21 protein-coding genes are annotated in these 24,444 nt (G+C 64.4%); 15 read left to right on the forward strand and 6 right to left on the reverse strand.

The window, feature by feature from the left end:
* Positions 1–324: 324 nt before the first annotated feature.
* On the forward strand, positions 325–1,515 hold the full coding sequence (locus AC1Z32_RS36940) for an FAD-dependent monooxygenase (RefSeq protein WP_483483808.1): 1,191 nt from the start codon (positions 325–327) through the stop codon (positions 1,513–1,515).
* Between the two features lie 296 nt (positions 1,516–1,811).
* Positions 1,812–3,050 carry an MFS transporter gene (locus AC1Z32_RS36945; protein WP_483483809.1) on the forward strand — a complete coding sequence of 413 codons (1,239 nt, stop codon included), beginning with the start codon at positions 1,812–1,814 and terminating at the stop codon, positions 3,048–3,050.
* Between the two features lie 108 nt (positions 3,051–3,158).
* On the opposite strand, the gene AC1Z32_RS36950 is transcribed toward AC1Z32_RS36945, so the two are convergent.
* The 3 genes from AC1Z32_RS36950 to AC1Z32_RS36960 all read right to left on the reverse strand — a co-directional run bounded on the left by AC1Z32_RS36950 (position 3,159) and on the right by AC1Z32_RS36960 (position 7,161).
* Positions 3,159–4,511 (reverse strand): epoxide hydrolase family protein, encoded by a 1,353-nt coding sequence (locus AC1Z32_RS36950; RefSeq protein WP_483483810.1) that lies wholly within the window; start codon positions 4,509–4,511, stop codon positions 3,159–3,161.
* A gap of 42 nt (positions 4,512–4,553) precedes the next feature.
* Positions 4,554–5,471, reverse strand: a complete 918-nt coding sequence (locus AC1Z32_RS36955; RefSeq protein ID WP_483483811.1) for an SDR family NAD(P)-dependent oxidoreductase — start codon at positions 5,469–5,471, stop codon at positions 4,554–4,556.
* A gap of 307 nt (positions 5,472–5,778) precedes the next feature.
* The gene (locus tag AC1Z32_RS36960; protein WP_483483812.1) at positions 5,779–7,161 is read right to left on the reverse strand and encodes an FAD-dependent oxidoreductase; all 1,383 of its coding nucleotides are present in this window, start codon (positions 7,159–7,161) and stop codon (positions 5,779–5,781) included.
* A gap of 118 nt (positions 7,162–7,279) precedes the next feature.
* On the opposite strand from AC1Z32_RS36960, the gene AC1Z32_RS36965 reads away from it, so the two are divergent.
* Positions 7,280–8,830: a bifunctional AfsR/SARP family transcriptional regulator/alpha/beta hydrolase gene (locus AC1Z32_RS36965; protein WP_483483813.1), complete on the forward strand. Its 1,551-nt coding sequence runs from the start codon at positions 7,280–7,282 to the stop codon at positions 8,828–8,830.
* 3 nt (positions 8,831–8,833) lie between these two features.
* Here the strand turns inward: AC1Z32_RS36965 and AC1Z32_RS36970 are convergent, their stop codons facing one another.
* Entirely contained in the window at positions 8,834–9,646 is an 813-nt protein-coding gene (locus AC1Z32_RS36970; protein WP_483483814.1) for a DNA-binding transcriptional regulator, read from the reverse strand.
* A gap of 173 nt (positions 9,647–9,819) precedes the next feature.
* Between AC1Z32_RS36970 and AC1Z32_RS36975 the strand changes: the two genes are divergently transcribed.
* From AC1Z32_RS36975 to AC1Z32_RS37010, 8 genes are all read left to right on the forward strand, one after another.
* Positions 9,820–11,667 carry a bifunctional 3-(3-hydroxy-phenyl)propionate/3-hydroxycinnamic acid hydroxylase gene (locus AC1Z32_RS36975; protein WP_483483815.1) on the forward strand — a complete coding sequence of 616 codons (1,848 nt, stop codon included), beginning with the start codon at positions 9,820–9,822 and terminating at the stop codon, positions 11,665–11,667.
* Position 11,668: 1 nt separating this feature from the next.
* The gene (locus tag AC1Z32_RS36980; RefSeq protein WP_483483816.1) at positions 11,669–12,622 is read left to right on the forward strand and encodes a 3-carboxyethylcatechol 2,3-dioxygenase; all 954 of its coding nucleotides are present in this window, start codon (positions 11,669–11,671) and stop codon (positions 12,620–12,622) included.
* A gap of 4 nt (positions 12,623–12,626) precedes the next feature.
* Positions 12,627–13,415, forward strand: coding sequence for a 2-keto-4-pentenoate hydratase (gene mhpD, locus AC1Z32_RS36985; RefSeq protein WP_483483817.1), 789 nt, complete (start codon positions 12,627–12,629; stop codon positions 13,413–13,415).
* A 17-nt stretch (positions 13,416–13,432) separates the two neighbouring features.
* On the forward strand, positions 13,433–14,380 hold the full coding sequence (locus AC1Z32_RS36990) for an acetaldehyde dehydrogenase (acetylating) (RefSeq protein ID WP_483483818.1): 948 nt from the start codon (positions 13,433–13,435) through the stop codon (positions 14,378–14,380).
* A gap of 15 nt (positions 14,381–14,395) precedes the next feature.
* Positions 14,396–15,418, forward strand: coding sequence for a 4-hydroxy-2-oxovalerate aldolase (dmpG, locus tag AC1Z32_RS36995; protein ID WP_483484144.1), 1,023 nt, complete (start codon positions 14,396–14,398; stop codon positions 15,416–15,418).
* A 58-nt stretch (positions 15,419–15,476) separates the two neighbouring features.
* Positions 15,477–16,730 (forward strand): 3-(3-hydroxy-phenyl)propionate transporter MhpT, encoded by a 1,254-nt coding sequence (gene mhpT, locus AC1Z32_RS37000; RefSeq protein ID WP_483483819.1) that lies wholly within the window; start codon positions 15,477–15,479, stop codon positions 16,728–16,730.
* 14 nt (positions 16,731–16,744) lie between these two features.
* Positions 16,745–17,611, forward strand: a complete 867-nt coding sequence (locus AC1Z32_RS37005) for an alpha/beta fold hydrolase (RefSeq protein ID WP_483483821.1) — start codon at positions 16,745–16,747, stop codon at positions 17,609–17,611.
* 120 nt (positions 17,612–17,731) lie between these two features.
* A complete protein-coding gene (locus AC1Z32_RS37010; RefSeq protein ID WP_483483822.1) occupies positions 17,732–18,130 on the forward strand; it encodes an FKBP-type peptidyl-prolyl cis-trans isomerase in 399 nt (132 codons plus the stop codon).
* A 55-nt stretch (positions 18,131–18,185) separates the two neighbouring features.
* Here the strand turns inward: AC1Z32_RS37010 and AC1Z32_RS37015 are convergent, their stop codons facing one another.
* Together AC1Z32_RS37015 and AC1Z32_RS37020 are read right to left on the reverse strand one after the other, a co-directional pair.
* Positions 18,186–18,437 (reverse strand): hypothetical protein, encoded by a 252-nt coding sequence (locus AC1Z32_RS37015; protein WP_483483823.1) that lies wholly within the window; start codon positions 18,435–18,437, stop codon positions 18,186–18,188.
* Positions 18,438–18,742: 305 nt separating this feature from the next.
* Positions 18,743–19,870, reverse strand: coding sequence for a porin (locus AC1Z32_RS37020; RefSeq protein ID WP_483483824.1), 1,128 nt, complete (start codon positions 19,868–19,870; stop codon positions 18,743–18,745).
* A gap of 432 nt (positions 19,871–20,302) precedes the next feature.
* Here AC1Z32_RS37020 and AC1Z32_RS37025 point away from each other — a divergent pair, with 432 nt between their 5' ends.
* Genes AC1Z32_RS37025 through AC1Z32_RS37040 form a run of 4 tightly spaced genes read left to right on the forward strand, consistent with a single transcriptional unit; the run spans position 20,303 to position 24,430 of the window.
* The gene (locus AC1Z32_RS37025; RefSeq protein WP_483483825.1) at positions 20,303–21,331 is read left to right on the forward strand and encodes an ABC transporter substrate-binding protein; all 1,029 of its coding nucleotides are present in this window, start codon (positions 20,303–20,305) and stop codon (positions 21,329–21,331) included.
* 3 nt (positions 21,332–21,334) lie between these two features.
* Complete coding sequence (locus tag AC1Z32_RS37030) at positions 21,335–22,168, forward strand: ABC transporter ATP-binding protein (protein WP_483483826.1); 834 nt, start codon at positions 21,335–21,337, stop codon at positions 22,166–22,168.
* On the forward strand, positions 22,168–23,007 hold the full coding sequence (locus AC1Z32_RS37035; protein WP_483483827.1) for an ABC transporter permease: 840 nt from the start codon (positions 22,168–22,170) through the stop codon (positions 23,005–23,007). Before AC1Z32_RS37030 ends, AC1Z32_RS37035 begins: the two co-directional genes overlap by 1 nt.
* Positions 23,008–23,044: 37 nt before the next feature.
* Complete coding sequence (locus AC1Z32_RS37040; protein ID WP_483483828.1) at positions 23,045–24,430, forward strand: FAD-dependent oxidoreductase; 1,386 nt, start codon at positions 23,045–23,047, stop codon at positions 24,428–24,430.
* The last annotated feature ends 14 nt before the right edge of the window (positions 24,431–24,444 follow it).

Genomic DNA, 24,444 nt, shown 5'->3' on the forward strand with positions numbered 1-24,444 from the left:
TTGACGACGCGGACTTTTGATGAACATGCAGCGAACTCTGCTTCGCTTGTGGCGAGGACCACAGCTTGTTTACGTCACCGCGTGTTCAATGCTTTAGCCGGCCGAGGGAAAGTAAGGCATCCGGCGAAAGTGCAGAAGGTAAATTTGTCCAGTCGGGTGCGCCGCAGCGTCGTCCTGTTGGCGATAACTCCCGTTGCGTCGATGAACCCCTGCCTTGGTGTGTACCCGGCCGGCTACTAAAGTTTATCCATCAATCCACCGAACCCGGCGCGGGTGTACGCGGATCGCGCAGATATGGCTTCAAATGAGCGAAGGGGAGCGCCCATGCGGGTACTTATATCGGGAGCGGGCATTGCCGGACTTACTGTTGCATATTGGCTGCGCCGTCATGGATATCTTCCGACGCTGGTGGAGCGGGCGCCGTCATTGCCGACCGGTGGCTACAAGATCGATGTGCGGGGAACGGCGCTTGAGATTCTGAAACGCATGCAAATTTATGAAGCCGTGATGGCTGGCGCTACCGACATGCAGGAGGCTCTGTTGGTCGATCGCAATGGAGATGTCATCAAGCGGATAAGTGGCGACCAGCACGGCCATCGCGTCGGCGAGGACGTGGAAATCGTGCGCGGCAGTTTATGTCGAATATTGATGGATCGGGTTGCGGACGCAGAGTTCATATTTGGAGACGAGATTCAGTCGGTCTGCCAGTCCGGCGATTCGGTGCAGGTCCAGTTTGCGAAGAATGGTGCGCGCGAATTCGAGTTGGTTATCGGCGCCGACGGCATCCACTCGAATCTGCGGCAACTTGCATTCGGTGACGAGTCGCGCTTCCTGCGCGACCTGGGTTTATACCTGTGCGTCTACTCGGTTTCGAATTATCTGGATCTGGACCGGGTGGAAATCCAGTACACGGAACTGGGCCGCATGGCGGCGGTCTGGCACGCTCGAAAGGATTCGGATCTCAAGGCGTGCTTTGCCTTTGCTGCCTCTTCTGCCCGGATAAACCTGCAGGACAAGACACAGCAGCAGCAGGCACTGCGCACCGTGTATGCGGACATTGGGTGGGAGTTCCCGCGCCTGCTGGACCGGATGGAGCAGGCTTCGGACTGGTATTTCGATACCGCAGCCCAGATTTGCATGGAGAGTTGGTCGCAGGGGCGAATCGTGTTGCTGGGCGATGCCGCTTTCTGCGCATCGCCTATGTCCGGTCAGGGTACGAGCCTTGCTTTGATCGGTGCCTACGTGCTGGCCGGAGAACTGGCTGCGGCATCCGGTAATCATCGGAAGGCGTTTGCCGAATATGAAAGTGGAATGCGGCCATTCGTGGAAGCGAATCAGGCGCTCGGGAAGAGGGCAGCGAGTTTGATGCGGTCGAACGAGAAAAAGACGCTCGGAGCGTGGCTACTCGTGCAGTTGATGCGGCTGATCCCGGGCCGCATGACGGAGTTTTTCATCGGGCGTTCCACACAGCGCATCGCCAATGTGGCCAACTCAATGGCTCTTAAGGATTACTAGAGTCCGGTCTTCGGCAACCGGCCATCGGCTTATGATTCGGCGTGTGAGCGATTTGCGCACTTTGATATAAGATGCTGCTCTCTTTGATTTTCACCCTGCGTTGCGCGTCCGCTGGCGCGCGATTGTTCGCCTGACCCGGATTGTCAATTCGACGCGCTGGCCTTTTTCGTCGTCGCTCATCCCCATAAAGTGTTTCATTCGTGCGCTGACCGTCCAAGGTCGAATGCGCCGCGCCCGCTTTGTGACTGCCAAAGGCGAGGCGATCGCTTCGCCCACATTTTCCCGTTTCCATCGATATGCACATTGATACCCTCACGATCTCCGGAGCATCGGACCGCCTTCCAACAACGATACGCCAGTGGCTCGCCGTGCTCGCGGTCGCAGTCAGTGCGTTCGCATTCGTGACGGCGGAATTTCTGCCGGTCGGCCTGCTGCCGCAGATCGCTCGCGACCTGGGCGTGAGTCCCGGCATCGCGGGTCTGATGGTGACGACGCCCGGCGTCATGGCCGCCATCTTCGCACCGACGCTGATCATCGGCGCGGGCCGCATGGACCGTCGGTATGTATTCCTGCTGCTCACCGCTGTCCTGTTCGTTTCCAACGTCGTGTGCGCGATGGCCCCCAGCTTCCCGACGATGCTCATAGGACGCGCCATGCTCGGCGCGGCGCTTGGCGGCTTCTGGACGCTCGCGACGGCTGCGGCGCCGCGGCTCGTGCAAGGCAAGGACGCAGCGAAGTCGACGGCGATCATCCTGACGGGCGTGACGTTTGCGACGGTCATCGGCGTGCCGCTCGGGATCTTCATCGCATCGTTTGCGTCGTGGCGGCTTTCCTTTGCAGCGACTGCGGGCCTCGTGGCCGTCGCGCTGATCGCGCAGGCGCTGCTCGTGCCGCGGCTGCCGTCCGCGTCCGGTCTGCGCATCCAGGACTTCAGGGCGCTGCTTGCGAGGCCGCATGCGCGACTGAGCATGTTGATGGTCGCGTTCGCTTTCGGCGCGCACTTCTCGACCTACACGTACATCGCGCCGTTGCTGGAACAGGATTTCTCGCTGAACGCGATCACGTTGCTGTTGCTCGGCTTTGGCGTCATCGGCTTCTTCTCGAACGCCCTGATGTCGATGATCGTCGCGAAGCATCTCGTCAAATCCGTCGCCGTCATGATTCTGCTGCTGCTCGGCGCGATCATGTCGATGCTGCTGTTCGGGCATTCGCACATCGGCGAGACCGCCGCGATGCTGATCTGGGGCGTCGCTTTCGGCGCGCTGCCGCTGTGCTTCAGCGTCTGGATTCAGCGCGGCACGGCGGACTATCCGGAAGCCGGCTCGGCCATGTTCGTGAGCATCATTCAGGTGGCGATCGCGACGGGGTCTGCCGTGGGCGGCGCGATCGTCGACCGCGCGGGAGTGGAAACCGACTTCATGCTCGGCGCGGGACTCGCCGTGCTCGGTCTGGCGACGTTGCAGCGCGTGACGGCGTTGGGACGTTCGGGCATGACGCGCGCGGCGGAGAACCGTTGCGAGCCGTCGCTCGACTGAGGCGCCCGGGAACGCGCGCAGAGCGGGCTCGGGTTCGGACTGCGGCTCGTCAGATGGGCGACGCGCAGCCCAGGTCTTTCCGCGAACCCGGGCCCGGCGGCGCGCAGACTATTGGCGCAACGGCCTCAAACCCGCGCGCACTTCCTCGGCGAACAGGTCGGGTTGCTCCCAGGCCGCAAAATGTCCGCCTCTGTCGAGCCGGTTGTACCAGATGAGGTTGTGATACGCGCGCTCCGTCCAGCTTCGCGGCGCCTGATAGTTCTCGCGCGGAAACACGCTCACGGCAGCGGGGACGGAGACATCGGCGGCGGCGAGGAAGTTGAAATGCGACTCCCAGTAGAAGCGCGCGGATGACACGCCCGTGTTCGTCAGCCAGTAGAGCGTGATGTCGTCGAGCACGTCGTCGCGCGTCATGGCGCCCGACGATTCGCCATTGACCGCGCGCCCGAACACCGCCGAAGTCAGCGCGGCCGCCGGCTGCACGTAACCGTCGCCGTGATCGAGCAGCCAGCTCGCGAGCCCTATCGGCGAATCGGCGATGCCGTACAGCGTCTGCGGGCGCGTTCCCATCTCCAAGGCATATGCGCGCCGCTTCTTTGCGGCACTGCCGAGCTGGTCATACGCGTGCTTCTCGTCGTCGGAGAGTCCCGCCGGCGCAGGTTCGCCCGCCTGCAGCGCTTTGGCAATTCCGGCGGGAACCGTGGCGGGGAAGTTGACGTGGATGCCCAGCAGCTCCGGCGGCGCCTGCTTGCCCATCACGTTCGCGACCACGCCGCCCAGGTCGCCGCCCTGGGCGGCGAACCTGTCGTAGCCCAGCCGCTTCATGAGCGTCACCCAGGCACGCGCGGTGCGCTCCGGGCCCCAGCCGGTTTCGCCCGGCTTGCCCGACAACCCGTAGCCCGGCAGCGACGGAATGACCAGGTGAAACGCGTCCGACGCACTGGCCCCATGCGCGGTGGGATTCGTCAGCGGATCGATGATCTTGAACTGCTCGATCACCGAACCGGGCCATCCATGCGTGACGATGAGCGGCATCGCGTTCTCGTGCTTCGAGCGAACATGGATGAAGTGGATATCCAGCCCGTCGATCTCGGTCACGAAATTCGGGTATGCGTTGAGTCTCGCTTCGCACCTGCGCCAGTCGTAATCCGTGGACCAGTGGCGCGCGAGTTCCTGCATCATCGCGAGCGGCACGCCTTGCGAATCGTCGGTGACGGTTTCGCGCTCGGGCCATCGTGTGGCCCTCACGCGCCGACGCAAATCGACGAGCTGTGCCTCCGGAACGTGCACGCGCAGCGGACGAATGGCGTCCTTGCCTGCGCCCGGTGGTTTCGTGATCGACACGATCGATTGATTCGTTTCGGCGAGGGCAAGTTGGCTCAGCGAGGCAGCAGCGACGCTCGCCGCCGCCGCGCCGACGAACCGGCGCCGCGATGGCGATTGCGGAATATCGTTTGACATGGGGGCTCCTGATTGAAATGAAGGCGCATGCGATGCGCGGCGTCACGCGCGCGTGAATTCAGCGGCGTGGTGCGTCACGAACTCGCGCATGGTCATGGGCGTCTTGCCGGTGAGCATGAAGAGGTCGTCCGTCATGCGGTCGTACTTTCCCCGCGCGTGAAGCTCGCCCATCGCCGCGAGGTGCCGGACGAGATGTTCGGGCACGCTCATCCGTCGAAGCGTGTCCGCCCACGCAGAGAGCCGCACGTCGCGATAGCGGATCGTGCGCCCGAGCACCTCGGAAAACACGCTTGCAAAATGCTCGAGGTCGGCCGATTCCGGTCCGGTCAGGTGATAGACCTTGCCGATGTGCGGAGCCGGATCGTCGAGTATCGCCGCCACGGCGCGCGCCACATCCACCGCCGAAACAGGCGATGTTCTTCCGCTGCCGAGCGGCACCGCCAGTTCATCCCGCGCGCGCACGCCTTCGGCGGCCAGAAGCCGGAAGAAGCCTTCCAGGAAGACCGTGGGCCGCACCGTGACGACCGGCAGCCCCGACCACGCCAGGGTCTGTTCGGCGAGCCAGTGCAGCTTGTGCTGCGGGCTGTCGGTGGTCTCGGTGATGCTCATCTGCGCGACCGTCATCTGCGACATGTTCACGAAGGCTTCGACGCCATGATGACGTGCAATCGCCGCCATGTTGACCGTCGCTTCCAGATACTGCGCGGACACGGACATGCCGAAGTAGATGCGCGATACACCTTCGACCGCGCGATGCATCGATGCAAGATCGGTCAAGTCACCCTGCACGACTTCCGCGCCGAGACGGCGCAGATCGCCCGCGCGCTCATCCTCGTGGCGCACCAGCGCACGCACTGTATGCCCCTTCGCGAGCAGCATTTTCGTGAGGTTGCGGCCGATGCCGCCCACCGCGCCCGCGGCGCCTGTTACCAGAATAGGTCTGTCGTGTACGGGTTTCATCGTCATATCGGTTACTTCCAGCGATGTATGTGTATATGCACTATTGCGTGAAAAAATCAGGATGTTCGGAGCAGGGCGAGGCCGGGTCTCTCGAGTGCCGCACGATCATGCAGATGCATGCCTGACGTGCGGTCGATCAGGAGGCTCAGCACGTATTGAATCGGGCCGATGTATCTGGACTGTGTCGTGAAGCGCGGGATTTGTAAGCGCCTGTATCGGCGTGAGGAGCGGATACATTCGGTCAAGCCGGCGTGACCCTTCAGGTGCAAAAACGGTTGCTGTGAGCGGGTCAACGCCGACATGCCGGTCATGACGATGCGCTATTTCGCCTCGCCTCCTCGATTGCAGGCGAGGGAACGAATCGTGCAGGCCGCCGGTTCCCCTGCCAGACGCGCCTGACGATCGCAGGGCTGAGCAGCGATGACGGCGGCATCATCAGGTTGACGACCTTCAGAAACGCGGTCGCCAGCGTGCAGTCGCGTGTCGCGGCAAGATGAAGTTTGCCGATGTACCAGTTGATGAAACGCCGCATCGGCGGACGTTCACCGTTGACCCGTGGATTGCGGAGGTCGTTTCCAACGGCGATTTCCCACGGAATATCGACGATCTTCGCGGCCGCTGCGAAGAACTGGTGCGCGAGATCGATCGAGCCTGCGCGCAGGCACCGATGCAGCGTCAACGCTTCCTCTGCCGCGACCGTCATGCCCTGCCCGTAGACAGGATTGAAGCTGCAGATGGCGTCACCGAAAACCAGATAATTTTCGGGGAAACGCGCGAGCCTCTCGTACCGCCGGCGCAGACTGGAGACGTAGCGGTAGCGTCTGTAATCGGATAGCGGCTCCGCTCTCGCGACCACGTCATGAATCTCCATGGTCGGCAGCGTCGCCAGATACGCGAGAAAGCCCTGGTCGTCGTTCGGTGCGTCGTCGCCAAAATAACCCCCGGCACTGACGATCCAGCTGTCGTTTTCCTGCGCGAGCATGACGCCGTTGCGCCAGTTCGGCGCACTACCGGCGACGACGATACCGTGCTTGCCGCCGAGATCGGCAGGCTGGCGCCGATACGTACGGGTCATGTAGCTAATGCCGATCTCGACTTTCTCATCGGCGGGCGGGGCGTAGCTGAGTGCTTCAAGCCACGCGGCACTGCATGAGCCACGGCCAGTCGCATCCACGACGAGGTCCGCGTCGATGGTCTCTTCCGGCTGGCCCCCGACACATGCGCGCACGCCCGTCACGCTCTTTCGGGCAGGGCAGGTGGCCAGCCCCCGCACGGCGCAATGTTCCACGGCATGCACGTTGGGCAACCCCAAAAGCCGCCGGCGCAGATGGCCTTCGAGCACCGGACGGCTCGCAAGCAGGCCGGTCAGGTCGCTTGCGCCGCTGGCGAGCCTGACGTTGTGACCGATCCAGATCACATCGTTGGCTACATCGCCGGTCAGGCCGCCGCTCTGCGCGACGACCTCGGCGTTGTATCCCGGGAAGAATGTTTCGAATACCGTGCTGCCTCGCGCGAGGAGACCATGGGTATGACGACCCTGTGGCACGCCTTTGCGCGAGGTGTCCGCTGCCGGAAACGCATCGCGTTCGAGCACGGTGACGAGGGTATAGAACTCCGACAGGACGCGGGCGGCCAGGAGCCCGCCTATGCTCGCGCCGATCACGATCGCATGCTCGCCCAGTTTCTTCATGGCAATCCTCCAGTTCGGTCTGTAGCGATGAGCCAGGCGGTCATCGTCTGCAAGCAATGCTAGGATTGCCTCGTCCCCTGAGCGTCCCTCGGACGCCGTCATAGAAGGTCGCCCCGTCATGGCTTTGTTCAGCGTGCGAACGCTTGGATTTCCGGAGATCCGTCGGGACGGCCGGCTGTGCCAACTGGCTTTGCGCAAAGGTTTGGCCCTGGTGGTCTACCTGGCCGAAGCGAAGACCTCGGTCGGGCGCGATGCCATCGCCACGATGCTGTGGCCGGAAGGCTCGGAAGAAGTCGTGCGGGCGCGGCTGCGGCGTCTGTTGCATCGCGTCCAGCTCTCCCTCGGCGACGACGTTCTGACCACCGACCGCTCGACAGTTCGATGGTCGGCGGAGATCGGCCTGCACATGGATTCGCGGTTATTCGAGGAAGCCTGCGACCGCGGCGAGTTCGAGCGGGCGTGCCGCGCGTATTCCGGCGACTTTCTCGAGGGCTTTTCGCCCGGCGACTGCCCGGGGTTCGACGAGTGGGCCTTTTTTCGCCGGGAGGCCTTGCGGGGCCGCGCGATCCAGGCGCTCGAGCGCGTGGTGCACGACAAGAATGCGGCCGGCGACTACGCGGCAGCGGCCGCGCACGCCGGCCGTCTCGTCGAGTTCGATCCGCTTAGCGAAGTGTACGGCCGTCACCTCATCCGCAATCTTCTGCTTGCCGGGGACCGCGCCGCTGCCCAGCGGCACCTCGAGGCCCTGACGCAGCGCCTTCGCGACGAGCTGCATGTGACGCCCGAACCGGAGACGCGGGCCCTGCTGAATGCCGGCGCAACGTTGCCCATGGAAGACCCGCCGCCGACGCGTTACGTCAGCGGCGGCGGTGTGCATCTCGCATTCCAGACCTACGGCGCCGGGCGGATCGATGTTCTGGTGCTGCCCGGTTTCGTCTCTCACGTTGAACGGGTGTGGGAGGAGCCACGGTGCAGGGCGTTCCTGTCCTCGCTCGCCGGGATGGGCCGTCTCATTCTGCTGGATCGTCGCGGTGTCGGGCTTTCCGACCGGGTCGGATTCAATCCTGGTGTCGATGCGACGGCACAGGATATCGGCACCGTGCTCGACGCCGCCGGCAGCCGCCGGGTCGTGTTGTTCGGTGCGTCGGAGGGCGGACCGGCATGCATCAAATTTGCCGCCGATCATCGCGATCGAGTCGCCGGTCTTGTTCTGTTCGGCTCCCTGGCGAAGGGAAGTGCAACGCCTGACTATCCGTACGCGCTCGACGCCTGCCAGTACGACGCCTGGCTGCAGCAGCTCATCGCAGGCTGGGGCGGCCCCGCCGGCATCGAAACATTCGCACCGAGCCTGTCCGGCGATCCGCACGTCAGAGTCTGGTGGGCGGGCTTGCTCCGGGCCGCGTCGAGCCCCGGAGCCATCAAGGGCGTGCTCGAGGCGTTGCGCGATATGGATGTGCGGCATCTTCTGGGCCGGGTTTCCATCTCGACGCTCGTGCTGCACCGTCGCGGCGACCGCGCCGTTCGCATCGACGCGGGCCGGCATCTCGCAAGCCATATCGCGCATGCCCGATTCGTCGCGCTCGACGGGGCGGATCACTGGGCCTTCGCGGGAGATCAACGGCCTGTCGTGGACAACATCAGGCAGTTTGTCGGGAGTCTCGCTGCGTAAGCTTCACACAGATGTGCGTGCAGGCATTGTTTCTTCCCGGCTCAATGCCGCGGCGATTTCCGCCGCCGCCTTCTGCAACTCCGGCACATAGCGGCGCGTGGCATCCGCGAGGCTCACCGCGCGCGACAGAAAGACGACATTCAGGCTCGCGAGCACACGCTCGTGCGCGCCGATCGCGACCGCCACCGCACCGATCTTCGCCTGCGCGGTCCAGTCTCCGTGATTCGATCCGAACCCATCCTCGCGCACGCGCCGGATCAGCTTGCGCACGAGCGCATCGTTCTTCGCGAACGCCTGCTGCTCTTCGCCGCCCGCGCCGGAGCGCAGCAGTTCCAGAATGTCCTCGCGCTCCTCGTCCGGGCACATCGCGAAGTAGGCGCGGCCCGCCGCCGTCAGCAGGATCGGCAAGCGCCGCCCGACCATCGCGCGATGAAACGACAACTGGCTGAAGCGATGCGTCGTCTCGCGGATGATCATCGCGTCGCCGTCGGGCGTGGTCAGATCGGATGGCCATGCGACGCGCTGCAAGAGCTGCCCCATGATCGGGGGCGCGACGGTCGCGATGCGCTCGGTATCGGTGAAGCCCTCGCTCAACGAGCGCACGGCGAGCGTCAGGCGGAAGCTGTCGTCTGACGTGCTGCGGCGCACGAACCCTTCCTCCATCAGCGTTTCAAGCAGACGGCGCACCGTGGTGCGATGCAGGCCGGTCAGATCGGCGATCTGCTGACTCGTCGCCCGTCCGCCTTCCATCGCATTCAGCGCCCGCAACACCTGAAGGCCGCGCGCCAGTCCACGCACGTTCGTGTACGTTGTCACGCCAGAAATCCCTTTGAATTCAATAATGTGCATTCTATGCACATTTCGGAGATTTTGTTGAGGGCGTTTTCTGCCGCCCATAGACTGCACTCACAATTTGAACGAGCGAGAGCCATGCAAGAGGCAGGCGCCGTTCGTTCAGCACATCGGACAAACCCATTCAGGAGACAAGCATGCGCCCCGCCTTTGAACCGGCGGCCGGCAACGGCCGCGCTCATCCTCACGAAACGACACATCGTTCGATCGATGCCGATGTCGCCATCATCGGCGCGGGCCCGGTCGGGCTGATGATCGCGAACATCCTCGGCCTGCAGGGCGTGCGCGTCGTCGTGATCGAGAAGCTCACGCAGATCGTCGACTATCCGCGCGCCATCGGCCTCGACGACGAAGCGTTGCGCGTCTTCCAGTCGGTTGGCCTTGCAGACGAGCTGCTCCCGCACACCACGCCGAATCACTGGATGCGCTTCACGCTGAAAGGCAAGTGCTTCGCGTCGATCGAGCCGCGCACCGACGAGTTCGGCTGGCCGCGCCGCAATGCCTTCATCCAGCCGCTCGCCGATCAGATTCTGTATCGCGGGCTCGCGCGTTTTGCGCATGTGCGGACGCTGCTCGGACACAGCGTCGACAGCTTCGCGCAGGACGAGCGCGGCGTGACCATCGAAGCGACGGACGCGCACGGCGCGAAGGCGACGATCCGCGCCGCGTACATGGTCGGCGCGGACGGCGGCAACAGCTTCGTGCGGCGCACGCTCGACGTGCCGTTCGAAGGCCGCACGAAGCCGAATCAATGGATCGTGATCGACGTGCGTAACGATCCGATCGGCTCGCCGCATGTCTATCTGCATTGCGACGCGCGGCGTCCCTATGTGTCGGCGGCGCTGCCGCACGGCATCCGGCGCTTCGAATTCATGGTGATGCCCGGCGAGACGGAGGAAGAACTCTCGAAGCCTGAGAACATGGCGGCGCTGGTGCGCGGGGTCGTCGCCGATCCGGACAAGGTCGACTACATTCGTCAGCGGGTCTATACGCACAATGCGCGGCTCGCGAGCACGTTCCGCGTGAAGCGCATCCTGCTCGCGGGGGACGCGGCGCACATCATGCCGGTGTGGCAGGGGCAGGGCTATAACAGCGGCATTCGCGACGCGAGCAATCTCGGCTGGAAGCTCGCGATGGTCGTGAAAGGCACGGCGCGTGACGCCTTGCTCGATACCTACACGATGGAGCGGCGCGCCCACGCGCGCTCGATGATCCACCTCTCCGAAGTCGCGGGCGATATCTTCGCGCCGACGAGCTTCGTCGGATCGAAAGTGCGTGACGCGTTCGTGCGCAGCTTCAGCGTGCTGCCTTCCATGAAGCGCTATTTCGTCGAGATGCGCTTCAAGCCGATGCCGCGCTATGAAGAAGGTGTCGTGCTGCTCACGCGCCGCGAGCGGCGCGACGGCCTGCTCGCACGCATGATCGCGAAGCGCGGGCACGCCGCGTTCGGGCGGCTCATCGGCCTCATGAGCGAGAAGCGCGAATCGCTGATCGGGCGCGTGGTGCATGGCCGCGATGCGCAGGCGGGCACGCCCGTGGGCCGCATGTTCATCCAGCCGCGCGTGCGTCTCGCGGACGGCGGCATCGTCCGGCTCGACGACGCGATCGGCAACCGCTTCGCGATCGTCGGCTGGGGCGCCGATCCAACCTTTGGCCTGACGCCCGAGGCGCGCCGCATCTGGCGCGCGCTCGGCGGATGCTTCGTGATCGCGAAGCCCGATCCGCAGCTCGCGTTCCACGATGACGTCCCCGAAGACGTGATCGCCATCGGCGATGTCGACTCGCGCCTGCGCGACTGGTTCGCGCGCGTGCCGGAATCGGTCGTGCTGTTGCGGCCCGACCGCTTCGTGGCCGGCATGTGCTCGCCGCAATGCGTATCGGATTCCATTTCGCAACTCGCGCAGAAGCTGGCGCTTGACACGGCACCGGACGCGACGGCGAACGACGCGACGTTCGCGCCCGCCGCCGACCTGGTGGGAGCCTGACATGCCGATCCATCTCGAATGCATGTCGCACACGCCCTTGCACGGTTATTTCGATCCCGCGCCGGACGTCGTCGCGGAAGTTGAGCGGGTGCAGCGCGCGGCGCGCGAGCGCGTCGACGCGTTCGATCCGGAGCTGGTGATCGTCTTCGCGCCGGATCACTACAACGGTTTCTTCTACGACGTGATGCCGCAGTTCTGCATTGGCGTGAGCGCGACGGCCATCGGCGATTTCAACAGCGCGGCGGGTCCGTTGCCCGTCGTGCGCGATGTGGCGCTCGCGCTCGCCGATGCCGCGCTCGCGAGCGATATCGATGTCGCCGTGTCGTATCGCATGCAGGTCGATCACGGCTGCGCGCAGGCGCTCGAGGTGCTCACGGGCGGCATCGGCCGCTATCCGGTGGTGCCCGTCTTCATCAACTCGGTGGCGCCGCCAATGGCATCGTGCCGCCGCGCCCGGCTGCTCGGCGATGCGATCGGCCGTGCCGTCGCGCGCATGAACCAGCGCGTGCTGCTGATCGGCTCGGGCGGCATTTCGCATGAGCCGCCGGTGCCGGAAATCGCCGGCGCGGACGAAGTCGTCGCGGAACGGCTGATCGCGGGGCGTAACCCGTCGCAGCAATCGCGCGATGCGCGCGAGTCGCGCACCGTCGCGGCGGCGAAAGCGTTCGCGGCGGGCGACAGCCGCCTGCATCCGCTCAACCCGGCGTGGGACCGCGCGTTTCTCGAACTGCTCGAACGTGGCGAACTCGCCGCCGCCGATGGCCTCACGAACGAAGCGATCACGCGCGATGCGGGCAAGTCCGCGCACGAGATCCGCGCGTGGGTCGCGGCGTTCGGCGCGCTCGCGGCGAGCGGCCCTTACGCGGCATCGATCGATTACTACCGCGCGATTCCCGAATGGATCGCGGGCTTCGGCGCGATGCACGCGCGCGAACGGACCCTTTCCAGGAGATAGAACCATGTCGGATGACAAGAACATTCAGTCGATGGCCGCGCGCCTGCGTGAAGCGCAGTCCTCGCGTCGGACAATCGCGCCGCTGCGCGAGACGTGCCCCGAAGGCGACGCGGCGCTCGCCTACGCGATCCAGCAGATCAACAACGACATGCGCGCGGCGAACGGCGAGCGCGTCGTCGGCAGAAAGATCGGCCTGACTTCGCCCGCGGTGCAGAAGCAGCTCGGCGTCGATCAGCCGGACTTCGGCGCGCTGTTCGAATCGATGGCGTACGGCGACAGCCAGCCGATGCCGCTTGCGTCGCTGATCCAGCCGAAGGTCGAAGCGGAGATCGCGCTCGTGCTCGAACGCGACCTGACCGCCGAAAAACACACCTTCGCGGATCTGATCGGCGCGACCGCGTACGCGGTGGCTGCGATCGAGGTCGTCGACAGCCGCATCCGCGACTGGGACATCCGCTTTTTCGACACCGTCGCGGACAACGCATCGAGCGCGCTGTTCGTGCTCGGCAGCCGCCCGGTCCTGCTGCGCGACATCGACCTGACCGCCTGCGCGATGACGCTAACGCGGGACGGCGAAGTCCTGTCGCGCGGCAATGGCGCGGCGTGCCTCGGCAATCCGCTCAACGCGGCCGCATGGCTCGCGGACCGCATGGTTCAACTCGGCACGCCGCTGCGCGCGGGCGACATCGTGTTGACGGGCGCGCTCGGCCCGATGGTCGCGGTGAAAGCGGCCGGCACTTACACGGCGCATATCGAAGGGCTCGGCAGCGTGCGCGCCAGTTTCAGTGAATGACAGACGGAGACATCCACATGGCAACAGACAACACCACATGCAAGGCCGCGATCATCGGGTCCGGCAACATCGGCACGGACCTGATGATCAAGATCATGCGCCGCAGCCGGCATCTCGAAGTCGCGGCGATGGTCGGAATCGATCCGGCCTCGGATGGCCTCGCGCGCGCCGCGAAGCTCGGCGTCGCGACGACGCATGAAGGCGTGGAAGGCCTCACGCGCCTGCCCGTGTTCGGCGAGATCGACTTCGTGTTCGATGCGACGTCCGCCGGCGCGCATGTGAAGAACGACGCGTTCCTGCGCACGCTCAAGCCCGGCATCCGCGTGATCGATCTGACGCCCGCCGCGATCGGCCCGTACTGCGTGCCGGTCGTGAACCTCGACGCGCATCTCGATGCGCCGAACGTGAACATGGTCACGTGCGGCGGACAGGCGACGATCCCGATGGTCGCCGCCGTGTCGCGGGTCGCGAAGGTGCATTACGCGGAGATCGTCGCGTCGATCAGCAGCAAGTCGGCGGGGCCCGGCACGCGCGCCAACATCGACGAGTTCACGGAGACGACGTCGAAGGCGATCGAAGCGGTCGGCGGCGCGGCGAGAGGCAAGGCGATCATCGTGCTCAATCCTGCCGAGCCGCCGCTCATGATGCGCGACACGGTCTATGTGCTGTCCGAAGCGGCGGACCGCGCGCAGATCGAAGCGTCGGTCGAACGGATGGCGGCGGCAGTGCAGGCCTACGTGCCCGGCTACCGGCTGAAGCAGTCCGTGCAGTTCGACGACATCCCCGCCGCTGCGCCGTTGCACATTCCCGGCCTCGGCCGTTGCAGCGGTTTGAAGACCTCGATCTTCATCGAAGTGGAAGGCGCGGCGCACTATCTGCCGGCCTACGCGGGCAATCTCGACATCATGACTTCCGCCGCGCTGGCGACGGCCGAGCGCATGGCCGCGTCGCTCGTGAACGCCTGAAGCAAGGAGCATTCGATCATGGACAAGAAACTCTATATCTCCGATGTGACGCTGCGCGACGGCATGCACGCGATCCGTCATCAGTATTCGATTCAGAACGTGCAGGACATCGCCCGCGCGCTGGACGATGCGAAGGTCGACAGCATCGAGGTCGCGCATGGCGATGGCCTGCAAGGGTCGAGCTTCAACTACGGCTTCGGCGCGCACAGCGATCTGGAATGGATCGAGGCCGTTGCCGATGTGGTGAAGCACGCGAAGATCGCGACGCTGCTGCTGCCCGGCATCGGCACGATTCACGATCTGAAGGCCGCGTACGACGCGGGCGCGCGTGTCGTGCGTGTCGCGACCCATTGCACCGAAGCGGACATCTCGAAGCAGCACATCGACTATGCGCGCAGCCTCGGCATGGACACGGTCGGCTTTCTGATGATGAGCCACATGACGACGCCCGAGAACCTCGCCGTCGAAGCGAAGAAGATGGAAAGCTACGGCGCGACCTGCGTGTACGTGGTCGATTCCGGCGGCGCGATGAACATGAACGACATCCGCGCGCGCTTCAGGGCGCTGAAGGCGACGCTCGATCCCGCGACGCAAACGGGCATGCATGCGCATCACAACCTGAGCCTCGGCGTTGCCAACTCGATCGTTGCGGTCGAGGAAGGCTGCGATCGCGTCGATGCGAGTCTCGCGGGCATGGGCGCGGGCGCGGGCAATGCACCGCTCGAAGTGTTCATCGGGGCGGCCGAGCGCATGGGCTGGCATCACGGCACGGATCTGTATCGCCTGCTCGATGCGGCGGACGATATCGTGCGCCCGCTGCAGGACCGGCCGGTGCGCGTGGACCGCGAGACGCTCGCGCTCGGTTATGCGGGCGTGTATTCGAGCTTCCTGCGGCATTCGGAAATCGCGGCGAAGAAGTACGGCCTGAAAGCCGTCGACATTCTCGTCGAGCTGGGCAAGCGGCGCATGGTGGGCGGTCAGGAAGACATGATCGTCGACGTCGCGCTCGATCTGAAGAAGCGCGAAGCGCGCGCCTGAACCATCCGATACGCGAAGCGCCACAAAGAGCGCCGCATCGTTCAACCTGGAGACATCAATGAAAACGTCAACGGCTTCATCCGCGCGCGCCGGCGGCGCGCTCACCATCGGCCTGTGCCTCGCGGTCGCGCTGCTCGAAGGGCTCGATCTGCAATCAACCGGTGTCGCCGCGCCGCGCATGGCGCGCGAGTTTCATCTCGCGGTCGCGCAACTCGGCTGGGCATTCGGCATCGGCGCGCTCGGTCTGTTGCCGGGCGCGGCGATCGGCGGCAGGCTCGCGGACCGCGTCGGCCGCAAGCGCGTGCTGATGATGTCGGTCGCGCTGTTCGGGATATTTTCGATTGCAACGACCCAGGTGTGGGATCTGCAGAGTCTGCTCGTCGTGCGATTTCTCACAGGCCTCGGTCTCGGCGCGGCGATGCCGAACCTGATCGCGCTGTGCGCGGAAGCGGCGCCGCCCGGACAGCGCGGCACGGCGGTCGGCGCGATGTACTGCGGCATGCCCTTCGGCGCGGCGCTCGCGGCGGTGATCGGCATTCTCAGCCCGGGCGATGAAAGCTGGCGGCATATCTTCTATGTCGGCGGCATCGGGCCGCTCCTGACCTTGCCGCTGCTCGCACTCTTCCTGAAGGAGTCGACGCACTTCATCGCGGCAAGCCAGGGGGCAACGCGCGAGACCAAGGAAGGCATCGTGCGGGCGCTTTTCAGCGAAGGCCGCGCTGGCACGACCGTCGCGCTGTGGATCAGTTATCTGGGCACGTTGATCGTGCTGTACTTCCTGATGAACTGGCTGCCGTCGATGGTGCTCTCGCGCGGCCTCACGCCCGTGCAGGCGAGCATCGTGCAGATGATGTTCAACATCGGCGGAGGCATCGGCGCGATCGTGATCGCGGGGCTGATGGATCGCATCGGCAAGCGGCCGGTCGTGGTCGGCATGTATGCGGGCATCGCGGCCGCGCTGCTTGCGCTCGCCAGCGCGACGGGCAGCGTGTCGATGGCGTGCGGCGGCCTGCTGGCGGGGCTCTTTCTCGTCGGCGCGCAGTCGGTGCTGTATGCGCTCGCCGGCGGAGCGTATCCGACGCAGGTGCGCGGCACGGGCGTCGGCGCGGCGGTGGCCGTGGGCCGTGTGGGCTCGATGGTCGGCCCGCTGATCGCCGGGCAATTGCTGGCGCTCGGCCAGAGCGCGTCGATGCTCGTGATTTCGAGCATCCCGCTCATCGTGATCGCGGCGCTCGGCGCGCTCGCGGTGGTCGCGAAATTTCCGCGCGAGTCGGCCGACGGCTCGCGCACGCTTGGAACCGAATCGATCTGACGAAGGATATCGACATGACTGACACTGTGACTCATACCGAAGCCGCGACCAGCAAGTTCGTGAACGTGATGGAAGGCGGCACGGAACTGCGCGTGCACTACAACGACACCGCCACGGGCAAGGAGACGCTCGTGCTGCTGCACGGCTCCGGCCCCGGCGCGAGCGGCTGGGCCAACTTCTATCGCAATGTGGACGCGTTCGCGAACGCAGGTTACCGCGTGATCCTCGTCGACTGTCCCGGCTGGGGCAAGAGCGATTCCATCGTCTGCACCGGCTCACGCTCCGACCTCAATGCGCGCGTGCTGAAGGGCGTGCTGGATACGCTCGGCATCGAGCGCGCGCATCTGGTCGGCAACTCGATGGGCGGGCATAGCGCGGTGGCGTTCGCGCTGTCGTATCCGGAGCGCGTCGGCAAGCTCGTGCTGATGGGCGGCGGCACGGGCGGTCCGAGCCAGTTCGTGCCGATGCCGACCGAAGGCATCAAGCTGCTGCAAGGGCTGTATCGCGACCCGACGCTCGAGAACCTGAAGAAGATGCTCAACGTCTTCGTCTACGATGCGAGCACGATGACGGAAGAGCTGATGCAGACGCGGCTCGATAACATGCTCGCGCGGCGCGATCATCTCGAGAACTTCGTGAAGAGTCTGGCGGCCAATCCGAAGCAGTTTCCGGATTATGGTCACCGTCTGAACGAGATCAAGGCGCCCGCGCTCGTGATCTGGGGACGCGATGATCGTTTCGTGCCGATGGATGTGGGCCTGCGGCTCGTGTGGGGCATGCCGAATGCCGACCTGCATGTGTTCGGGCGCTGCGGGCACTGGGCGCAATGGGAGCACGCGGAGCGATTCAACCAGATGGTGCTGGACTTTCTGCGGCAGTAGGGAGGTCGTTGCATCGATCCGGGCTTCTCTCGGCCCGGACGATCGGCGACAGGCGGGTCTGACTCGAGACCATGCAAGGTCCTCGATATAATCGAAGCCTCATTCAACGAGGACCCTTGCATGAAAACAGTCGCCGCTTTGCTCGCCGCTTCGGCCATCGCATCTACCGCATTCGCCGCCAATACCATTGAAAAGCTGCCTTCGGGCGTCGTGGTCGAGCACATCAAGCAAGGCACCGGCCCGCAGCCGACGGCCAGTGATGTGGTGCGCGTCAACTATCGCGGCACGCTCGCGAACGGAACGGAATTCGACAATTCGGAAAAGCACGGCGGCCCCGCGACTTTCCCGCTAGGCCGCGTGATTCCGTGCTGGACGCAAGGCGTGGCGAAGATGAAAGTGGGAGGCAAGGCAAAGCTGACGTGTCCGGCGGCCACCGCTTACGGCGATCGCGGTGTCGGCGCGATTCCGCCGAACAGCGATCTCACGTTCGAAGTGGAACTGCTCGGCATCGGCAAGTGATCGTCTTGTAATGAAAGCCCGCCGCTCAAGGCGGGCTTCCCGAGGTTCGCGCATCTCAGTGAAACGATACGCTGATCGTATCGTTTCCAAGGTGCGTTTCGTTATAGCTGTCGACGGTGGTCTGGACCACGGGACTGGCAACCGCGAGTCCGATAGTGTCGAACGTCACGGTACATTCATCGTCGTCGTAGTTGGGCCCGGCCCAGGCACCGCCCACCGTGTTGGACCAGTCTTCGATCCAACTTCTCATCATGAGCGGGCTTGGCAGCTTCTGCTTGCTGAAGGCCTTGATTTTGACTGTTGGCATGGCGGATTGACCTCCTTCATGTGACTGAAGCAACATGGGGGAATCTTCGCGGCATGTTCAGTATGACGAACTATGTCGCATCTTTACGATAGACGAAGTTGCCTCTATTGCAAGCGAAAACCGTATCAGGGACGATGCGAGTTCGATTGCCGCTTTCCACGCTTATCCGGCATGCGCTCGCCCCGATGGACTCACATTCCGCCCCGCCGGTCAATACGCAAAGAGTGGCATACCTATAGCGCCTCAAAAATCCTAAGTTAAATACGCCACGTTGTACTTCTTCAGCGAGTGATGATCGACGTCTTCTACCATCGATGCCGCAGCCCGGCTACCGCAGATACCTGATTCTTCGTCGTCGATGGCGATAACGTGTAGATCTGGGCATACGGCGCGTCCTTCGCCGCGTGCTGATAGATGCCAACGAGGAACAGGTCCGTTCGTTTGCTCAGGAAGTAATTCGCACCCGCGTTCACCTGATGCCATGCGGGCGACGCATCCTGCGGATGGTACTGGCCTGTCGTATAGATATACGCCGCGCCGAGCAGCAGATCGGGAAGCACATAGTCTGTGAGCGAGACCTCGAAGTTCTGCAGCGTCAGTCTCGACTGATCGAGATAGTCGAAGCGCGCATTCGTATAGAGGAACGACACGTTCGCCGCTCCGATCGCATATGCGCCTCCCGCGCCATACATCATCTGCCGTCGCACGCCCGAGCCCGTCGCCGGATTGGTGACGAATGGCGACGTGAATCCGTAATCGCCGACCACCGCGCCGTTCGTATTGTTCGGGTCATTCGGCTCATTGACGAGGAGGAACGCCGCGCCCAGCGACAGCGGCCCTCGACGATACTGCGCCGCGGCGCTGTACGCGTTGTTGTCGGAGAAGCCGCCCGCCTTGTTCGAGAAGCCATACAGCGCTTCCGCCTGAAAACCGCCGTAGTCGATCGTCTTGTATTGAACCGCGTTGTTGATGCGAAAGGTGTCGAAGACGTTGTCGTTGTCGCCGATATGCGTTCCATACGCCGCGAACTGGCATGCCGATTCGAACATGCAGAGCGTGACCGCCTCGTCGTACTGCCGCCCGAAGGTCAGCGTGCCGAGCGTGTTCGACGACAGACCGACGAAAGCCTGTCTTCCGAACTCACGTCCTCCCTGGGAGAGCGTGCCGTTGCCGATGTTGTAGCCGCTCTCGAGCGTGAAGATCGCCTTCACGCCGCCGCCGAGGTCTTCCGTGCCCTTCATGCCCCAACGGGGAGTCTGCATCGGGCCGCTGGAAAATTGCCACGTCGAGTGCCCTTGCCTGTCCGCGCCCCGTTGATTGTTCGCGTAGACGATGCCCGTCGAAACCAGTCCATATAGCGTCACGGTGCTCTGTGCGAATGCGCTCTGCATGCACAGGGCGCTTGCAGCGATGACCAGCAAACGTCGTTTCATGGTGTTCCTGTCGTTTGAGTGTGAACGCATACGTTCTTATAAATAAGGATGCCGAATCGACGAATATGGATTCCGATGCCGGCCTCCGACAGCGTCCCTCCCGATGTCCGATGCATCGGCAATCCCGGGGCGCCCCGGTTGCGATGAATTCTTGCGGAACAAAAAACCCGCCGGATAGCACCGAATTTGGCCACCAGCGAGCGAATTTTTAGTGCGCATGTCCGCGGCAACTGCACGCGGCGCGCTCGCCTTATCGGAGCGCTTTTATCGCGCGGGTATACCCTGGTGATCTAATTTCGGCATCACTCATCGCAAAAAATGATGCTATGCGCGGACACTTTTGGCTGCCGACAATGGGTTCAACCGGCATCACCCCTCAGACGGAGAAACGCCGGAAAGCACTCTCATCGCGCAAACACATCGGAGACGAAGATGGCAATCATCGAAAACGCGGGACGGCGGCGCGCGCTGCGCACCCTCACCGCCGGCGCACTGGCGGCGGGCGGCGGGCTGCTGTCGGTGCGCGCATTCGCGGGCGGTCTCGCGACCGTGAACATGCAGCTCGGCTGGGTGCCGGGCGGGAATCAGGTCGGCGAGGTGGTCGCGAAGCAGCTCGGCTACTACGAGAAGGAGGGTATCGACTTTCATATCCAGCCGGGCGGCCCGAACATCGACGGCGTCGCGATCGTGGCGTCGGGGCGCTTTCAGGCGGGCGAGATTTCGTCGAGCCCGTCGATCATGCTGGCCGTATCGGAAGGGCTGCCCATCAAGTGCATCGCGGTCGGGCTGCAGCAACATCCGTATACGTTCTTCTCGCTGAAGAAGGCGCCGATCCGCTCGCCGCAGGACATGATCGGCAAGCGCATCGGCATTCAGTCGACGGGCATGGTGCTGCTGCGCGCGCTGCTCGCGAAACACAAGATTCCCGAGAACCAGGTGAAGATCGTGCCGACAGGCGCGGACATGATGCCGCTCGTCGCCGGGCAGGTCGATGCCGTGACCGGCTGGCAGACCAACACGACGGCGCTGAAGCCGCTCGGCGCGGACCGCGTCGATCTGCGCCTGTGGGATACCGGCGTGCGTCTCTACGCGCTGCCGTACTACGCGACCACGTCGATGCTGAAGGAGCATCCGGAAACGGTCGCGGGTTTCCTGCGAGCGACCGCGCGCGGCTGGACGTACGCCAATCAGAATCGCGATCAGGCCATCGACATGCTCGTGAAGGCGTATCCGAACCTGAACCGCGCGGACGAGCGCGTCGCGATCGATTCCCTGATGAGCTACGCATTCAACCAGACGACCCAGACCCAGGGCTGGGGCGCGATGGACGCGAGCGTCTGGGAAGAGCAGATCGCGATGTACGGCCAGCTCGGCCAGTTCCGCGCGGCGCAGCCGAAAGTCGATGACGTCATGACGCTCGACGTGCTCAAGGCCACTCATTCCTCCCGCCTGAAGGTGTAACCCATGCATGCTGCCACTCTGAATCCGCCGCGCGCGGAGCGGGCGAGTTCGCACTTCGCGCTGCCGCACGGCGTCGATTGCGCGATCAGCGCCCGCGACATCAACGTGCGTTTTTTCACCGACCGCCGCAGCGTCACCGCGATCGAAGGCCTGAGCCTCGATATCGCACAGGGCGAATTTCTCACGCTGCTCGGGCCGTCGGGCTGCGGCAAGTCGACGTTTTTGCGTGTTGTCGCGGATCTCGTGAAGCCGAGCCGCGGCAGCATCAGCGTGCTCGACGCGGCGCCGCAGGCCGCGCGCGAGCGGCGCGACATCGGATTCGTGTTTCAGGACGCAGCGCTCCTGCCGTGGCGCACGGCGATCCAGAACGTCGAGTTGCCGCTCGAAGTCGCGCAAGGCAAGGCGCGAGCCGGCCGCGCGACGCCGCGCGAGCTGCTGGAACTCGTGGGCCTCAAGGGCCGCGAGGATGCGTTTCCGCACGAGATGTCGGGCGGTATGCGCCAGCGCGTGGCGATCGCACGCGCGCTTGTCTGCGACCCGAAGGTGCTGCTGATGGACGAACCCTTCGGGGCACTCGACGAGATCACGCGCGACCGCCTCAACGAAGAACTGCGCCGCGTGTGGAAGGAGCTTGGCCTCACGACGCTCTTCGTCACGCACAGCATCTATGAAGCCGCGTTTCTCGGCCAGCGCGTGCTGATGCTCGCGGCGAATCCTGGCCGAGTGAAGGAGATCGTGCCCGTCGATCTGCCCGAGGACCGCACGCTCGATATTCGCGAGACGCGCGAATTCGTCGAACTCACCGCGCATCTGCGACGCGTACTGGAGACCTGCTGATGGCTACGTCCGAAATGAACCTGAACGTGCCGGCGAGCGTGCCGGACGCGGAATCGCAAGCGTGGCGCGCGCGCCGTCGCCAGCAGATGTGGCGTGCGCGCGTGCTGCCGGCGCTCGGCGTCGCGAGCCTCATCTTCGCGTGGTGGGCGGTGGTCGCGGGCTTTCATGTGAAGCCGTTCATCGCGCCGTCGCCGGCACTCGTGTTCGAGACGCTCTTCGCGAAGAGCGACGTGCTGCTGCAGAACCTCGTGCCGACCGCCGTCGAGGCATCGCTCGGCTTTTTGCTGGGCAATCTCGCGGCCATCGTGCTCGCGACGATCTTCGTGCACAACAAGACGCTGCAGGAGATCTTCTATCCGGTCGCGGTGATGATCAACTCGATACCGGTGGTCGCGAAGGCGCCGATCCTCGTGCTCATCATGGGCAACGGACTCGAGCCGAAGATCACGATCGCGGCGATCGTGTGCTTCTTTCCGACGCTCGTGAACATGGTGCGCGGCCTCGAAGCGGTCAATCCGCAGGCGATGGAACTGATGCACGTGCTCTCCGCCAGCAAGCGGGAGATCTTCTTCAAGCTGCGGCTCTACGCGTCGCTGCCGTATCTCTTCTCGGCGCTGCGCATCGCGGCATCGATGTCGGTGATCGGCGCGGTCGTGGGCGAGTGGATCGGCGCGACGGAAGGCATCGGCGCGATGATCATCCAGGCGACCTACGCCTTCGACTCGGCGCTGCTTTACACGGCGATCATCATGAGCGCCGTCCTCTCGGGCTTCTTTTTCCTCGTGATCGCGGCGCTGGAGCGCTGGCTCGTCAAGTGGCAGCCGGAAGGCATCCGCTGAACGCGACGCGACACGAACCCTCATCACAGGAGACGAAATGAACATCATCAGCGACTGGATTCAGGAGCCCGCAAGCGACGTGCGCGTGGCGGCACAGGCTAACGTCGTCGTGGTCGGCGGCGGGCCGGCGGGACTGTCGGCGGCGCTCGCCGCGGCGCGCAACGGCGCGGAAGTGATCCTGCTCGAACGCTACAACCATCTCGGCGGCCTTGCGTCGGGCGGCATGGTGCTCGTGCTCGACGACATGTGGGACAACCATTTGCAAGAGATTTCAGTGCGCGGCACCTGCATGACCTTCATCGAGCGCATGGCTGCGCGCAAGCTCGCGACTTTTCCGCGTTCGGACGAATGGGGCGAGGACCCGGCCGCGTATCGGAAATGGGGACGCTGGGGCACGTTCGATTTTCATAGCCAGAAGAACCCGCATCCGGTGTGCTTCGCGGCGGCCTTCGATCCCGATGCGATGAAGCGCGTTGCGCTCGAAATGGTCGAATCGCTCGGCATCAAGCTGCGGCTGCATGCGTGGTTCTCTCGCACGCTCGTCGAGGACGGCCGTGTCAAGGGCGTGATCTGCGAGACCAAGAGCGGGCGCGAAGCGATTCTTGCCGATGTCGTCATCGACGCGACCGGCGATCTCGATGTCGCGGCATCCGCCGGTGTGCCCCATGTCGGCGGCAGCTATATCACGACGACGGTGTTCCGGCTCGGCGGTGTCGATACGGAGGCGGCAGAGCGCTTCGAAGCGGAAGAGCCGGAGGCGTTCGCGGCGCTCGATCGGCAGATCAAGCGGATTCTCGGCGGCTCGTGGGGCTACTGGTGGCTGAAGACGCCGCTGCCGGGCGTCGTGTGGTGCAACTGCCCGCACATGGCCGGCCTCGATGGCCTCAAGCCCGAAGACCTCACGCGCGCCGAGATGCAGGGACGCAAGCACATTCATGCGGTCGTCGAGTTCGCGCGCGAGAAGCTGCCGGGCTTCGAGAACTGTTATGTGATCGATGTCGCGCCGCAGACCGGCGTGCGTCAGACGCGCCTGTTGCAAGGCGAATACGTGATGACGAAGGAAGACCTCGCGCAACGCACGCGCTTCACCGACAGCATCGCGCGCGGACGCGATTACTACATGCCGTATCGCGTGCTGTTGCCGAAGGAGATCGACAACCTGCTCGTCGCGGGCCGCCATTATTCGGCGACGTCGCAGGCACAGAAGATGTCGCGCGAGATTCCGCCCTGCATGGCGATGGGCGAGGCCGCGGGCGTCGCGGCGGCGCTCGCGCTGAACGCGGGCGTCACCGTGCGCGATGTCGACGTGCCCGCATTGCAGAAGACGCTGCGTGCGCAGGGCGCCGACCCGGGCGATCAAAGCGGACGCAACGCGGACATTCCGCCGCTCGCGGTGCATGTGCAAACGAGAGAAGCAGCATGAGCAACACGGAGAAC

This window comes from Caballeronia sp. 11_S32, assembly GCF_056930355.1.

Bases quoted from the DNA above. Each gene is read 5' to 3' on its own strand.
- AC1Z32_RS36965 (WP_483483813.1), top strand. From the start codon at position 7,280: ATGGCTTTGTTCAGCGTGCGAACGCTTGGATTTCCGGAGATCCGTCGG.
- AC1Z32_RS37020 (WP_483483824.1), bottom strand. From the start codon at position 19,870: ATGAAACGACGTTTGCTGGTCATCGCTGCAAGCGCCCTGTGCATGCAG.
- AC1Z32_RS37010 (WP_483483822.1), top strand. From the start codon at position 17,732: ATGAAAACAGTCGCCGCTTTGCTCGCCGCTTCGGCCATCGCATCTACC.
- mhpT (WP_483483819.1), top strand. From the start codon at position 15,477: ATGAAAACGTCAACGGCTTCATCCGCGCGCGCCGGCGGCGCGCTCACC.
- AC1Z32_RS36960 (WP_483483812.1), bottom strand. From the start codon at position 7,161: ATGAAGAAACTGGGCGAGCATGCGATCGTGATCGGCGCGAGCATAGGC.
- AC1Z32_RS37025 (WP_483483825.1), top strand. From the start codon at position 20,303: ATGGCAATCATCGAAAACGCGGGACGGCGGCGCGCGCTGCGCACCCTC.
- AC1Z32_RS37005 (WP_483483821.1), top strand. From the start codon at position 16,745: ATGACTGACACTGTGACTCATACCGAAGCCGCGACCAGCAAGTTCGTG.
- AC1Z32_RS36950 (WP_483483810.1), bottom strand. From the start codon at position 4,511: ATGTCAAACGATATTCCGCAATCGCCATCGCGGCGCCGGTTCGTCGGC.
- mhpD (WP_483483817.1), top strand. From the start codon at position 12,627: ATGTCGGATGACAAGAACATTCAGTCGATGGCCGCGCGCCTGCGTGAA.
- AC1Z32_RS36955 (WP_483483811.1), bottom strand. From the start codon at position 5,471: ATGAAACCCGTACACGACAGACCTATTCTGGTAACAGGCGCCGCGGGC.
- AC1Z32_RS36940 (WP_483483808.1), top strand. From the start codon at position 325: ATGCGGGTACTTATATCGGGAGCGGGCATTGCCGGACTTACTGTTGCA.
- AC1Z32_RS37030 (WP_483483826.1), top strand. From the start codon at position 21,335: ATGCATGCTGCCACTCTGAATCCGCCGCGCGCGGAGCGGGCGAGTTCG.
- AC1Z32_RS37040 (WP_483483828.1), top strand. From the start codon at position 23,045: ATGAACATCATCAGCGACTGGATTCAGGAGCCCGCAAGCGACGTGCGC.
- AC1Z32_RS36945 (WP_483483809.1), top strand. From the start codon at position 1,812: ATGCACATTGATACCCTCACGATCTCCGGAGCATCGGACCGCCTTCCA.
- AC1Z32_RS37015 (WP_483483823.1), bottom strand. From the start codon at position 18,437: ATGCCAACAGTCAAAATCAAGGCCTTCAGCAAGCAGAAGCTGCCAAGC.
- AC1Z32_RS37035 (WP_483483827.1), top strand. From the start codon at position 22,168: ATGGCTACGTCCGAAATGAACCTGAACGTGCCGGCGAGCGTGCCGGAC.
- AC1Z32_RS36990 (WP_483483818.1), top strand. From the start codon at position 13,433: ATGGCAACAGACAACACCACATGCAAGGCCGCGATCATCGGGTCCGGC.
- AC1Z32_RS36980 (WP_483483816.1), top strand. From the start codon at position 11,669: ATGCCGATCCATCTCGAATGCATGTCGCACACGCCCTTGCACGGTTAT.
- AC1Z32_RS36975 (WP_483483815.1), top strand. From the start codon at position 9,820: ATGCGCCCCGCCTTTGAACCGGCGGCCGGCAACGGCCGCGCTCATCCT.